Below are 14134 nucleotides of genomic sequence, written 5' to 3' on the forward strand. Positions count from 1 at the left end.
CGGGTGTGGTGGGCTGCAAGGCCGCCCGCCCGTCTTTTTGTTGTTCTGATCTGGCGTCTGCACGCGGGGCTTCCAGTTCCGCGCGGACAGGAAGCTGAAGCCCGGCGGCATCGGCCAAAGCGCCGGGGTGGGGAATTCGGCACTGTGTTGGGCAGGCTGTTCGGCACTGTGCGGGTCAGCACTTTTGCCGGTCTGGCAGGGTATACTCGCGTGTCATGTTCCGTGTTCTCAACCAGATGTTCGATACCAACAAGCGTGACGTGGAGAGGATCTTTAAAACGATCGTGAATCCCGTCAACGCCCTTGAAGAAGAGACGATGAAAGTCGAGAATCTCGCCGAGGCCTTCATGGCCCTGCGCCGCCGCGTGCTGGAGGGCGGCGAGTCCCTGGACGACGTGATCGTCCCGGCCTTCGCGTTGATCCGCGAGGCGGGCCGCCGGTCTATCGGCAAGCGCCACTACGACGTGCAGCTCGTGGGCGGGGCCGCATTGCACCAGGGCCGCATCGCCGAGATGAAAACCGGCGAGGGCAAGACCCTGGTGGCCTCACTGGCGCTGTCACTCAACGCGCTGGAAGCCAAAGGCTGCCACCTGGTCACGGTGAACGATTACCTGGCCCGCGTGGGTCAGGAGGAAATGGGGCTGCTGTACCGCACCCTGGGCCTCACGGTGGGCCTGTCGACCCGCGACCTTCAGCCCATGCAGAAGCAGGAACAGTATGCCTGCGACATCACCTACGTCACCAACAGCGAACTGGGCTTCGATTACCTGCGCGACAACATGGCCCAGAGCCGGGAGGCGCTGGTGCTGCGTGCCGATCACCCGCTGCACTACGCCATTGTCGACGAGGTCGACAGCATCCTGATCGACGAAGCCCGCACGCCGCTGATCATCTCGGGCGCAGCGGAAAAAGCCACCGACCAGTACTACGTCATGGCCAAACTCATCCGGCGTCTTCAGAAGGGCCAGCCCGCCGAACCGGGCGTGCGCACCGAACCCACCGGCGACTACACCATCGAGGAAAAAAACAAGGCCGTGCACCTCACCGAGCAGGGCATCAGCAAGATCGAGCGCCTGCTCAGCATTCCGGACCTGTACAGCCCTGAGGCGATGGACAAGGCCCACATGATCACCCAGGCCATTCGCGCCCAGGAGCTGTACCACCGCGAGAAGGAATACATCGTGAACGCCGAGGGCGAGGTCATCATCGTGGACGAGTTCACCGGGCGCAGCATGCCGGGCCGCCGTTTCGGTGAGGGACTGCACCAGGCCATCGAGGCCAAGGAAGGCGTGAAGATCGAGAACGAGAATCAGACCCTCGCCACCATTACCTACCAGAACTTCTTCCGCCTGTACGACAAGTTCGCTGGCATGACCGGCACCGCCAAGACCGAGGAAAAGGAATTCCTGGACATCTACGGCAGCGACGTGCTGGTGATTCCCACCAACCGCCCGGTGGTGCGTAAGGACGCCGAGGATCAGGTGTTCATGACCCGCGAGGGCAAGTACAACGCCGTGGTGAAAGACGTGCAGGAGGTTCACGCGCAGGGCCGCCCCATCCTGATCGGCACCGCCAGCATCGTGACCAGCGAACAGATGAGTGCCAAACTCAACGAAGCGGGCATTCCTCACAGCGTCCTGAACGCTAAATTCGAGGCACAGGAGGCCGCCATCATCGCGCAGGCGGGCCGCAGCGGCACCGTCACCATCGCCACCAACATGGCCGGGCGCGGCACCGACATCAAACTCGGTGGGGACGCCGAATTCGTGCTGGGTCAGGCGCTGGAAGAACAGCTCGGCATCAGCCGTTTCGCCCCGGAGGCCGAGGCGTTCCTCAAGGCCATCAGCCGGCAAGACCCGGCGGCGCTGGAACTGGGCCTGAAAATCCCCGGCATCACCCCTCAGTTCGTGCAGCAGGCCCAGCAGCTTCAGGCCGACACCATCGCTGACCACGCCCGCGTGCAGGAACTCGGCGGGCTGCACATCATCGGCACCGAACGCCACGAGTCGCGCCGCATCGACAACCAGCTGCGCGGCCGCGCCGGGCGTCAGGGCGACCCCGGCAGCAGCCGCTTTTTCGTGTCGTTCGAGGATGACCTGATGCGCCTTTTCGCCAACGAGCGCGTGGTGAACATGATGGGCCGCCTGGGCGCAGACGACACCGTGCCGATTGAGGCCAAGATGGTCACCGGGGCCATCGAGAAGGCGCAGGCCCGCGTGGAAGACCGCAACTTCGGCACCCGCAAGCAACTGCTCGAATTCGACAACGTCATGAGCAAGCAGCGCGACACGGTGTACGCCCAGCGCCGCGAGGTGCTGCTGGGGCCTGACGAGGACGTCGAGGAATCGACCGAGGGCATGATCGCGGACTTCGTGGACTTCCAGCTGGCGAACTTCCTGCCCATCGACCTGCCGCACGAACAGTGGGACATTGATGGCTTGAGGGCCGCTATGGTAGACGCCGTTCCGCAACTGGAGGGCTTCGATTTCGATTCGCTGCGCAGCAACACGCCCGCCGAGGCGCAGGATCGCCTGCTGGGGGCGGTGGCCGACGCCTTCGACGCCCGCAAGGAAGAACTGGGCCCCACCATGCTCAACAGCCTCAGCCGTTACGTGCTGCTGCAAACCGTCGACCAGCACTGGAAAGAGCATCTGCACGGCATGGACGTGCTGCGCCAGGGCATCGGGCTGCGTGGCTACGGCCAGCGCGACCCCTTCACCGAGTACAAGTTCGAGGCTACCAACATGTTCAACGACATGATCGACAACCTCAAAACGGAAGTCACCAAGTACATCTTCCGCATGCAGTTCGGCCAGACCGGCTAAAACTTACGACCAGCATCTAGGGTGAAGGTGCTGGTTTTTGTATACCACCTTTGATAACTGGAGTTAACAAACAAGATTGTCGGCATTTAAAGGGGGGGATTTCCCCATTGAGTGCCAACAATCTTTCGAGCTTCATTCCGTGCGTTCCGGCTTCAACCCCTGACGCTCCATCACCGCGAGCAGATGCGGCTCGCGTTTTTCCATGCTGCCGCCCTCAGCGAAGTAACTTTTCAGCAATCTGGCCCACTGGCCGGGTCTGCCGGGCCGGTGGGCAATGGGATTCATGATCTCGGTGGCGGCGCGGAGTTCTTCGGGCGTGCCGTCCCTGTACGTGTTGCGGTGAATAACCAGCGGCCGGGGCAAGCGTGGCCTGAGCGGCGTGTCTTCTGCCGAGCGCCCCACTGTCAGGGCGGCGAAGGGCAGAACACCCTCGGGCAGCTTCAGCACATCGCATAGAGCGTCCAGGTTGTTCATAACTCCGCCGATCCAGCAGCCCTGGTAGCCCAGCATTTCTGCGGCGGTCAACAGGTTCTGCCCGGCCATCACAGCGTCCCCAATGCCGAAGTGAACGGCGATGGCAGGCCAGCTACCGGGAGCAATGGCGTTGGCTTCCAGAATCTTCTTGACACGCCTCCCGTCGGCACATACGACGAAAGCCTCCGAGGAACTGGCAATATGGGCATTCAGCGTCAATTCGGCCACGGTTTGCCGCAGAGGCTGGTCATCTAGGTGAATGAACGAGTACAGCTGCGCGGTGGCGTCGGTAGGGGCGCGCTGCGCAGCGTACAGCACCGCGTCAAGGTGTTCGCCGGGCATGCGCAGGGGCGTACCGTCCGCATTTGTGAGGTAATGGCGGGTGGTGCGGTGATGATCATAAAAAGCGCGAACGGCTTCGGGACTCAGATAATCCGCCATACCGAGCATCATGACAGTTCGATCAAAATTATAAGAAACAAAAAATTCACGCCAGGGTTTAATCGTGAAGCTATTCACTTATTAGACAGAGGAAAAGGCGGCGCTGAGGCCGCCCATTCCGATTAAGCCTGGGGCTGCTGAAGTTGCGGGCCAGGCACGTAGCCTTCGAGGGTGGCGTAGTCGTCCTGGAAGTGCATCAGGACGCCGCCGAACAGCGTGTCGAAGGTTTCCTGCGGCATTTCGGCCAGGGTGGGGTAGAAGCCCACGTACTCCAGCCACACGTTGCCGTCGGTGTCGATGCTGCGGGCAAAGGCGCGCTCGCGGTTGCGGTCGTTCAGCATCATGGCCACTTCATTGCGGCGATCCTGGTACTGCTTCTGGGTCACGCAGGTGACTTCCAGGCGGCTGGTGTTGTTCGGGCCGTCGTTGACCGACACCAGCACGGCGGCGTCGCCCATCTCGAAGCGCCAGCCCATGCGAATGAAACGCTGGCCGTTGTTCTCTTCCATGTCCAGCTGGACTTCTTTTTCCTTCAGGTATTTGGCCAGGGTATCCAGGGTAAGCAGAGCAGTTTCCATTATCGATCCTCCTAAGATCAGAACACTTCAGTGGAGCTGAGTGTGGTACAAACCCGAACAATTCTAACACCACTGGACTCAAGGCACCTGACAAGCGCGGTACACCCCAGCGAGCATTAAGGCCGGGGCAGCACCGTGAGGCTGACCGGCGCGACGCCCTGGCGCGTGATGCCCAGCGCCCGCGCCGCCGTGGTCGACAGATCGATGATCCGCCCGCCACCGTTGAACGGCCCCCTGTCATTGATCTTGACCACCACACTGCGCCCGGTGGCCGTATGCCTGACCCGAACCCAGGTGCCGAACGGCAGGAAGCGGTGCGCCGCCGTCATGCGCGTGGCGCGGTCGGCCCGCCCGCCGTAGAACACGGCGTAGCCCCGTTGAAAGACCGACTGGGGTGTGGCCGGAATGGTTTTCGCGCTGACCCGCTGCGCGGAGCCCGAACTGAAAAGCGCGCCCGAGGCCAGCACGGCCAGCATGACCCCTTTCAAACGTTCTCCTTGGGCGAGTGGCTCATTACGCGGTAGCCGTCCTCGGTGACCAGCACCAGATCCTCGATGCGCACGCCGCCCACGTCCGGCAGGTACGCCCCCGGCTCGATGGTAATGATCATGCCCGGTTTCAGCACGTCCTCACTGCTGCCGCGCAGGCCCGGAGCCTCGTGAACGTCCAGCCCCACCCCGTGCCCCAGCGAGTGCGCGAATGCCTCGCCCAGTCCATGCCCAGTCAGTATGTCGCGGGCCAGCTGGTCGAGGTCGGCGGCCCGCACGCCCGGCTTCACCGCTTTGACGGCTGCTTCCTCGGCTTCCAGCACGGCATGATAGACGCGGCGCATCTCGCCCGAGGGCGTGCCGATGGCGACCGTGCGCGTCATGTCGGAGTGGTATCCGTTCAGCCTCGCGCCCATATCCACCGTGACCAGTTCGCCGTCCTGCATGACCCGCATGGACGCTGCGCCGTGCGGCATGGCCCCACGCGGGCCACTCGCCACGATCACGTCGAACGCATTCTCTGCTCCTTCCTGGCGCAGAAAAGCCTCGATGGCCAGGGCCACGTCCCACTCGCGCACCCCCGCCTTGATCATCGGGCGGGCGTGCGCAAACGCTCGGTCGGCCAGATCTTGCGCCGCCTGCACCGCCGCGATTTCTTCCTTGCTCTTCACGGCCCGCAGGCCCTCGATCACGCCACGCAGCGGCACCAGGGTCGCGTCCGCCCAGTACTTGCGCAGGTCTTCCAGATTCGCCACCGTCAGGTGCTCGGCCTCGAAGCCCACGCGCTGCCCCTTGACGCTCTGCGCCGCCAGCTCGTACGTTTCCGGCGGGCGGGCAATGAGCTGTGGCAAGCGAGACTCGTCGCGCGCCTGCACGGTGTAGCGCGCGTCGGTGAACAGCGTGGCCTCCTGCGCCGTGACCAGCACCTTGCCGTCTTTGGGGTGCGTGAAGCCCGAAATGGCCCGGACATTCGACGGCCCACTGATCCACATGGCGTCCACACCGGATCGCTGCATGGCCTCCCGCAAAGCATTGATGGTCATGCAAGGAAACTAGCATGCGGCCTGGAGCGCGTGGCATGCCCCTGTTGGCCAAAGCGTGTCTAGCAAGGGGCCAGATGTGAACTTCATCAGAGGTCATCCCCCGCGGAAGTGGCCGCCTCGGTGAATCCCGGCCATACGCCGCCGTTGAGCGCTACCCCTTATGCCCAGTCTGTTCCCACGCTGGGAACAATGCCAGCGGGCTTGAGGGGCGGCTTATACTTTGAACTCGGGAAAAAAGTTGAACTGCCACCTAGTGGCGACCCATTCAAGGAGGAGAAGACCGTGAAACTTCACGAGTATCAGGGCAAGGAACTGCTGCGCCAATTCGGCGTGAACGTCCAGGAAGGCAAGGTCGCCTACACCCCCCAGGAAGTGCGCAACATCGCGCAGGAGTATGCCCAGCCGGTCGTCGTCAAGGCGCAGGTTCACGTGGGCGGGCGCGGCAAGGCGGGCGGCGTGAAATTCAGCCCCACCGTCGAGAAAGCCTACGAGAACGGACAGAACATCCTGGGCATGGACATCAAGGGCCTCACCGTGAACAAGGTGCTGGTCACCAAGGCCGTGGACATCGATAAGGGCAAAGAGTACTACGTCGGCATGATCGTCGACCGCAACGTGCAGAGCTACACGCTGATGGCCTCCGCCGAGGGCGGTATGGAAATCGAGGAAGTGGCCGCCGCCACCCCCGAGAAGATCATCAAGTACCGCGTCGACCCGGTGAAGGGCCTGCAACCCTACGAAGCCCGCCAGATCGCGCTGCAGGCCGGCTTTCAGGGCAACCTGAACAAGATCGCCGACATGATGGTCAAGATGAGCAAGGCTGCCTTCGAGCGTGACGCCGTGCTGGTCGAAATCAACCCGCTGTTCGTCGGTGAGGACGGCGTGCCCGTGGCGCTGGACACCAAGTTCGAGATCGACGACAACGCCATGTACCGCCACGCCGACCTCGCCAGCTACCGCGAACTGTCCGAGGAGCACCCCCTGGAAATCGAAGCCAGCCAGCACGGCTTCGCCTACGTGAAGCTGGAAGACGGCAACGTGGGCGTGCTCGGCAACGGCGCCGGCATCGTGATGACCACGCTGGACGTGGTGAACCGCGCGGGGGCCAAACCCGCCAACTTCCTCGACATCGGCGGCGGCGCCAAGGCCGACATTGTGTACAACGCCGTGAAGATCGTCAACAAAGACCCCGATGTGAAGGCCATCTTCATCAACGTCTTCGGCGGCATCACCCGCGCCGATGAGGTGGCCAAAGGCGTGATCCAGGCCCTCGAAGAAGGCATCCTGACCAAGCCCGTGCGTATGCGTATTGCCGGCACCGCCGAGGACGAAGCCAAGGCGCTGCTGGCCGAGAAGAACAGCGACCTGATCAAGATGTACCCCACCATGTTCGAGGCCGCCGAAGTGGCCGCCAGAGAAGCCAACGCTGCGGAGGGCAAATAAGATGGGCATCCTCGTCAACAAGGACAGCAAAGTCATCGTGCAGGGCATGACCGGCAGTGAAGGCGCCAAGCACAGCCGCGCCATGAAGGAGTTCGGCACCCAGGTCGTCGCGGGCGTCACGCCCGGCAAGGGCGGGCAGACCTTCGAGGGGTGGCCCATCTACAACAGCGTGCGCGAGGCCAAAGAGAAACACGGCGCGGACGTGAGCATCATCTTCGTGCCGCCCGCCGGGGCCGCCGACGCCGTGCTGGAAGCCGCCCACGCCGGCATTCCGCTGATCGTGCTGATCACCGAGGGCGTGCCCACCGTGGACATGATGCGCGCCGTGCAGGAAATCCGCGACCTTGACGAACTCAGCCGCGCCCAGGGCGGCAAGGGCATCCGCCTGATCGGCGGCAATTGCCCCGGCCTGGTCACCAACGGCGAGTGCAAGGTCGGCATCATGCCCAACCGCATTTATGAAAACAAAGGCCGCATCGGCCTGATCAGCCGCTCGGGCACTCTCACCTACGAGGCCGCCAAACTGCTGAACGACGCCGGCATGGGCACCAGCACCACCGTCGGTATCGGCGGTGACCCGGTGATCGGCACGACCTTCGCGGACGTGCTCCCCATGTTCGAGGCCGACCCCGACACCGACGCCGTGCTGGTGATCGGCGAAATCGGCGGCGCCGACGAGGAAGCTGCCGCCGAGTACATTGCCCAGAACATGAAGAAGCCCGTGGTGGCCTTCATTTCCGGTCGCAGTGCCCCCAAGGGCAAACGCATGGGCCATGCCGGCGCCATCATCATGGGCGACGTGGGCACCCCCGAAAGCAAACTCGCTGCCTTCAAGGCCGCGAACGTGCCTGTGGCCGACACCATGCCCGAGATGATCGACATGGTCAAAGCCGCACTGAACAAGTAAAAGCTGGCTCTCACGGTGGGACGTGGCTTCGGCTGCGTCCTTTCTTTATTCACCGCTTCATGAACCGATCGTCACTTAACGTCACATCGGCATCAGCCGAACTCTTACAATAAAGGTATGAAGAGTCGTCTCCTTGCCCTCAGTACCCTGCTTCTTGCCGCTTCGGCCTCGGCAATCAGCATTGCTGGTTCCGTGCAGGGAAGTGCCCCCGCCGATCTGCGCGTGAGTGCGTGGGCTGTCACGGCTTTCGGGCAGCCGGTGGCGGAACTGGTCAGCGCCCCCGTGAACGGAAAGACCTTTCAGCTGGTCTTACCTGAATCTGCGCCCCCGGCCCGCGCTCTGGTGCCGGTGGACAACCGCCTGTCGTGGCCGGGCCTCATCGACTTCGGGAAGGCCACGGCCAGTGCTCAGGCTGCCGAGCTGAAACTGTTCACCTACCGCGACGTGAACGGCGACGGCAAACGCCAGGAAAATGAGCCCCTCAAGGAAGTTCGCGCTCAGGTGGGCAAAGGGGAGTTGTTCGTGGTGTGGGCCAGCGCGCCCGTGACGGTGACGGCCAGCCGGAATTACAGTGCCGACCTCAATAAAGGCTGGAATGTGATGATGGTGGAAGTTCGCGGTGCGGTGGTCGTTAAACCGGTGGATGCCAAAACGAGCATTTCTTTAAATATTCAGTAAACCATGAATGGTCGCTCTCACTCCCCCTCGTGGGGATTTTTTGTTGCCATGAGGCTTTCCTGCCAACATTTTCCTGCGCCAGACTCATTTTGGTGTCAGGTGCATGTCAAGAAAGCCACCTAAGTTGAGCAGCGGAGGGATAAAAATGCTTAAACCATTGCTACTGACTGGAGCCATGCTGTTCGGTACAGGCCTTGCCCAGACTGCCCCCGCGCCCACGACCACCACCGTGAAAGTGCCGCAGACTGTGACGGACAAAGGCCTGCCTGTCCTTCAGGAGTTTCTGAAAGCCGGTGGAACGGTGCAGCTGCTGAAGGTTGCTGGCGCCGTGCCCAGCACAGTCAACGCCGGACGCCGTGAAGATAGAATTCCCGTTGAACAGTGGCAGAGTGGCCTCGCCCCCGCTTGCTGCCGTGGTGAACCGTCAGGCCGAGGCGCACACTCAGAATGGCCAGGCTCAGCCCAAAGATGGCAAAGCCGAGACTCCCGACAGACGAGGCGGATAAGGACGACAAAGGTGGGAAGCCCAGTGAAAACCCCGGCAATAAACCGGACAAGCCCACCACGCCACCCAAAGGCCCCAAAAAGTAACCCGCTAAGCCACTGATTAGCTGAAGGCTGCGAATCTCCCTCGATTCAGAGGAAGTCGCAGCCTTTCATCCTTTTCTACGAACCTTTCAGCACGGGCGCCGCTGGGCAATGGTCTTCACGTAAGCCTCCAGATAACGTGGCACGATCAGGCGCGGGTGAAACCGCGTGATGGCGGCCTCACGGGCGGCCTGTCCCATGCGCTGGTAGACGTCGCGGCTGCGCAGAATTTTCAGCGCCGCGTCCGCCATCGCGTCCACGTCGCCTACATCCGTCATGAAGCCGGTCACGCCGTGCTCGACCACCTCGGGAATGCCCCCGGCACTGGAGGCGACCACCGGCACTTCACAGGACATGGCCTCCAGCGCCGCCAGGCCGAAGCTCTCGTTGCTGCTGGGCAGCAGGAACAGGTCGCTGATCCCCAGGATGGTCTGCACGTCCGGAAAGGAACCCAGGAAGGCCGTGCGGCCGATCACGCCCAGTTCTCGCGCCAGGTCGAAGGCCCTGGGACGCTCCGGGCCGTCCCCGATCATCAGCAAGCGGGCGGGAATTTCGCTCGACACCCGAGCAAACACCTTGACGACATCCTCTACGCGCTTGACCGGGCGGAAGTTGCTCACGTGAACGATCAACGCCTCGTCTGGGTGCGCGAATCTTGCCCGCACCGCCGGATCAGTAATCCGCACGAAGCGGTCACTGTCCACGAAGTTGTAGATCACCTCGATGTCCCGGTCGACGCCGAACACTTCCCGCGTTTCGTTCGCCAGAAACTGAGAAACGGCAGTCACGTGGTCACTGCGTTCGATGGCGTGGCGTGTGGTGTGCTTGAAAGTGGGTTCGGCGCCTACCAGGGTGACATCCGTGCCGTGCAGCGTGGTCATGACCCGCGTTTTGCAGGTGATGGCCCTTGCATGGTTCGCCGCCGTGGCGTGCGGAATGGCGTAGTGGGCGTGCGTGAGTTGAATGCCGTGTTCCAGAATGACTTCGGTCAGCGTGTTGGCCGCCGACAACTCCGGGAAGGGTTGCTCGAACAGGGCGTAAGCGTAGCCGCTCACCTGGTGAAAGTAAGGCCCGCGAAAGCCGCCATGATGCCCCATCAGCCGAAAGGGCATGGCGGTTCCGACAAAATGTACCTCGTGTCCGGCGTCGGCAATTTGCAGGCCCAGTTCCGTCGCGACCACCCCGGAGCCCCCCGCGCCCGTGTGGCACAGCACTGCGATTTTGAGTGAATCAGACGTCATGAATGCCGAGTATAGGTGCCAGGCGTCAGTTGCACTTCAGCTTTATAAGAGGAAACAAAAAGTTCACGGGAAGGTTTAATCGTGAAAATATTCACTTACGAATAATTGTTGGATCATTCTTGGTATCGTCAGTCACGATGGTGCCTGATAAAGGCCATCGTCGGTGTGGACATTGACAGCCATCAGGACGAAAAAGGGGAGAGGACGCTTCCCCTCCCCGCTCAGCTTGAGTTTCAGATGCCGGTGGTGCTGCCGTCGCGTTCCAGTTTCGCCAGGTAAGCCGCGCCGCCCTCGACTTCAGCGGCGAAACCGCCTGCCTGACCGAATTCCATGACTTCCGCCAGCGTTTCGGACATGATGTACTCCTGCCACGCCTCGGCGGCGGCGCGGGCGTCCCCGCTCAGGTCGAGGTGCAGGGTGATGCGGTCGGAGACCTCGAACCCGGCTTTCTTGCGTCCGTCCTGAATGCCGCGCACCAAGTCACGGGCCAGGCCCTCCAGTTCCAGTTCACGGGTAAGCGCCGTGTCGAAGGCCACCAGATACCCGGCTTCCTCCAGCGCGGCATACCCTTCAGGGGATTTGGCGTCCACGAGCACTTCATCCGGCCCGAGTTCGAAGCGTTCACCGGCTTCGGTAACCACTTCAAAGAATTTCCCGTCACGCACGAAGCGGGCCACCTCGGAAGCGTCGGCGGCCTGCAGCGCGGCACGCACCTTCGGGACTTCCTTGCCGAACTTCTTGCCCAGCACAGGCAGGTTCGGGCGCAGCTGGTAAGTCACCAGTTCCGCGTACTGATCGAGCAATTCGACTTCCTTGACGTTCAATTCTTCCTTGATCTGCTCGGCGAAGCGGCCCAGGCTGGCAGTCTGCCCGGCGGTACGTGCCCTGAGCAGCACTTTCGGCAGGGGCTGACGCTGACGCAGGCCCGTCTGTCCGCGAACCGCGCGGCCCAGCGAAACGACGCGTAGCACCGCACTCATCTCATCCACCAGCGTCGGGGCAGCCAGAGCACTGTCCAGGGCCGGCCACTGGCTGAGGTGAACGCTCTGCGGCGCACCTGCGTCCACGCTGCGAACGAGGTTCTGGTACAGCTCCTCGGCCAGGAACGGCGTGAACGGCGCAGTCAGTTGCGTAACCGTCACCAGCGCGGAGTGCAGGGTGGCGTAGGCACTCAAATCCACGTTGCCGTCGCCCGTCCAGAAGCGGCGGCGGTTGCGGCGCACGTACCAGTTGCTCAGGTCTTCCACCACGAACTCCTGCAAGGCCCGGCTGGCTCCGGTCGGGTCGTAGTTGTTCAGGGTGTCCGTGACCGCCACGATCAGCGTCTGCGTCTGCGCGGCCAGCCAGCGGTCCACCTCGGGGCGCTCGCTGACGGGGGGCGCCGCGCTCAGGTCAGGTTTATCCAGGTTCGCATACAGCACGAAGAAGCTGTAGGTGTTCCACAGGGTCAGGAAGTAAGAGCGGAAGGCTTCCCCGATTACGTTCACGCCGACGCGGCGGGACAGCTCGGGCGGCGCGGACACGTAGGTGTACCAGCGGGCCGCGTCCGCGCCGTACGCGTCGAATACCTCCCAGGGATTCAGGATGTTGCCCTTGCTCTTGCTCATCTTCAGGCCCTTCTCGTCCAGGAAGTGCCCCGCGCAGATCACCGACTTGTAGGCCACCGAGTCGAACACCATCGTGCCGATCTGGTGCAGGCTGTTGAACCACCCGCGCGTCTGGTCAATCGCCTCGCTGATGTAATCCGCCGGGAACCCCCCGTTCTCGAACATTTCCCTGTTCTCGAAGGGATAGTGGTGCTGTGCGAAGGGCATCGAGCCGCTGTCGTACCACACGTCCATCACGTACGGCACGCGCCTGAAGGTCTTGCCGCCCTGCTCGAAAGTCACGTCGTCTACGAACGGCCGGTGCGGGTCGAAGGCCTCGGAGCGCACGTCCTCGCGCCCGCTCAGTTCCGCCAGTTCCTCGTAACTGCCGATGACCCGGTACTCGCCGTCCTCGGCCTCCCACACGGGCAGCGGCGTGCCCCAGTAACGGTTACGGCTGATGTTCCAGTCGATCAGGTTCTCCAGCCACCCGCCGTACCGTCCATTCTTGATGTGCTCCGGGTGCCAGTCGATGGTCTGGTTCAGTTCGATCAGACGTTCTTTCTTGCTGGTGTTGTTGATGTACCAGCTTTCCGTCGCGTAGTACATCAGCGGCGTGCCGCAGCGCCAGCAGTGCGGGTAACTGTGGACGAAATTCTTTTCCTTCCACATGAAGCCCCGCCCACGCAGGTCACGGATGATGTCGGTGTTCGCGTCCCGGAAGAACACGCCCTTCCAAGGGCCGAAACGGTGCTTCCCTTCACTGTCCACGCCCACCAGCACCGGCCAGCCGTACTTGCGGCCCAGGCGCATGTCGTCCTCACCGAAACTGGGCGCGGTATGAACGATGCCCGTCCCGTCCGAATCGCTCACGTAGGTGTCTAAACCAGCGGCGTAAACGGGTTTCCCTTCCCCCTCGGCTTCATACGCCTCGGTGAACAGGGGAGAGTAGGTCAGCCCCTCCAGTTCGGTTCCCTTGAAGGTGTCGACCACTTCGGCTTCCTCGCCCAGCACCTCGTTTTTCAGCGTGGATGCGAGGATCAGCGTCCTGCCGTCCTTGTCCTTCGCGGCCACGTACTCGAACTCCGGGTGAATCGCCACGCCCACGTTGTAAGGCAGCGTCCACGGCGTCGTCGTCCACACCAGAAACGCCGTGTCCTGCGGCAATCCCAGTTTCTCGGGTTCCTTCAGGTCGAACGTCACATAGATGCTGGGATCCTGGATGTCCTTGTACCCGTCCGAAACCTCGGCGTTACTGAGGGTCGTGCCGTCCTTCGGGCAGTACGGGGCCACGCGGAACCCCTTGTACAGCAGGCCCTTCCTGTCCAGTTCCTTGACGCTCCACCAGATGCTCTCGATGTAGTCGCGGTGCAGTGTCATGTAAGGCTCATCCAGGTTGACCCAGAAGGCCATGCGCTGGGTGAACTTGCGCCATTCCGCCTCGTACTCGAACACCGTTTCGCGGCACTGCGCGTTGAATTTCTCGATGCCGTAAGCCTCCACGTCGCGCTTGCTGGCCAGGCCCAGCAGTTTCTCCACCTGAAGCTCGACCGGCAGGCCGTGCGTGTCCCAGCCGGCCTTGCGCGGCACGTGATACCCCTGCATGGTCTTGAAGCGCGGGAACAGGTCTTTCAGGCTGCGGCTTTCCACGTGGTGAATGCCCGGCAAACCGTTGGCGGTCGGTGGCCCCTCGTAGAAGGTGTAGAGCGGCCCGCCCTGGGTCTGCTCCAGACTCCGCTCGAAGATCTTGTGGTCAGCCCACCACTTCAGGGTGGCCTGCTCCATCTCCGGAAAACTGGGATTCTGCTGCACGGGCTTAAAAAGCGTGGTGGTTGAAGTCAT

10 protein-coding genes are annotated in these 14134 nt (G+C 62.5%); 4 read left to right on the forward strand and 6 right to left on the reverse strand.

The annotated features are described in order from the left end of the window. Positions 1-215: 215 nt before the first annotated feature. A complete protein-coding gene (secA, locus tag E5Z01_RS00865) occupies positions 216-2825 on the forward strand; it encodes a preprotein translocase subunit SecA (protein ID WP_135227640.1) in 2610 nt (869 codons plus the stop codon). A gap of 132 nt (positions 2826-2957) precedes the next feature. Here the strand turns inward: secA and E5Z01_RS00870 are convergent, their stop codons facing one another. From E5Z01_RS00870 to E5Z01_RS00885, 4 genes are all read right to left on the reverse strand, one after another. Next, positions 2958-3740, reverse strand: a complete 783-nt coding sequence (locus E5Z01_RS00870; protein ID WP_135227641.1) for a nitroreductase family protein — start codon at positions 3738-3740, stop codon at positions 2958-2960. 122 nt (positions 3741-3862) lie between these two features. Beyond that, positions 3863-4318, reverse strand: a complete 456-nt coding sequence (locus E5Z01_RS00875; RefSeq protein WP_119761753.1) for a YbjN domain-containing protein — start codon at positions 4316-4318, stop codon at positions 3863-3865. A 116-nt stretch (positions 4319-4434) separates the two neighbouring features. Continuing rightward, complete coding sequence (locus E5Z01_RS00880) at positions 4435-4806, reverse strand: septal ring lytic transglycosylase RlpA family protein (RefSeq protein WP_240738112.1); 372 nt, start codon at positions 4804-4806, stop codon at positions 4435-4437. Next, on the reverse strand, positions 4803-5849 hold the full coding sequence (locus tag E5Z01_RS00885) for a M24 family metallopeptidase (protein WP_135227642.1): 1047 nt from the start codon (positions 5847-5849) through the stop codon (positions 4803-4805). Before E5Z01_RS00885 ends, E5Z01_RS00880 begins: the two co-directional genes overlap by 4 nt. A gap of 282 nt (positions 5850-6131) precedes the next feature. Between E5Z01_RS00885 and sucC the strand changes: the two genes are divergently transcribed. The 3 genes from sucC to E5Z01_RS00900 all read left to right on the forward strand — a co-directional run bounded on the left by sucC (position 6132) and on the right by E5Z01_RS00900 (position 8877). Continuing rightward, positions 6132-7292, forward strand: coding sequence for an ADP-forming succinate--CoA ligase subunit beta (gene sucC, locus E5Z01_RS00890; protein WP_135227643.1), 1161 nt, complete (start codon positions 6132-6134; stop codon positions 7290-7292). Position 7293: 1 nt separating this feature from the next. After that, on the forward strand, positions 7294-8199 hold the full coding sequence (gene sucD / locus E5Z01_RS00895; protein ID WP_135227644.1) for a succinate--CoA ligase subunit alpha: 906 nt from the start codon (positions 7294-7296) through the stop codon (positions 8197-8199). A gap of 117 nt (positions 8200-8316) precedes the next feature. Beyond that, positions 8317-8877: a cupin domain-containing protein gene (locus E5Z01_RS00900; RefSeq protein WP_135227645.1), complete on the forward strand. Its 561-nt coding sequence runs from the start codon at positions 8317-8319 to the stop codon at positions 8875-8877. A 677-nt stretch (positions 8878-9554) separates the two neighbouring features. Here E5Z01_RS00900 and bshA read toward each other — a convergent pair. Continuing rightward, the gene (bshA, locus tag E5Z01_RS00905; protein ID WP_135227646.1) at positions 9555-10706 is read right to left on the reverse strand and encodes an N-acetyl-alpha-D-glucosaminyl L-malate synthase BshA; all 1152 of its coding nucleotides are present in this window, start codon (positions 10704-10706) and stop codon (positions 9555-9557) included. Positions 10707-10939: 233 nt separating this feature from the next. Further along, entirely contained in the window at positions 10940-14134 is a 3195-nt protein-coding gene (gene ileS, locus E5Z01_RS00910; RefSeq protein WP_135227647.1) for an isoleucine--tRNA ligase, read from the reverse strand.

The organism is Deinococcus fonticola, from assembly GCF_004634215.1.
Lineage (GTDB): Bacteria > Deinococcota > Deinococci > Deinococcales > Deinococcaceae > Deinococcus > Deinococcus fonticola.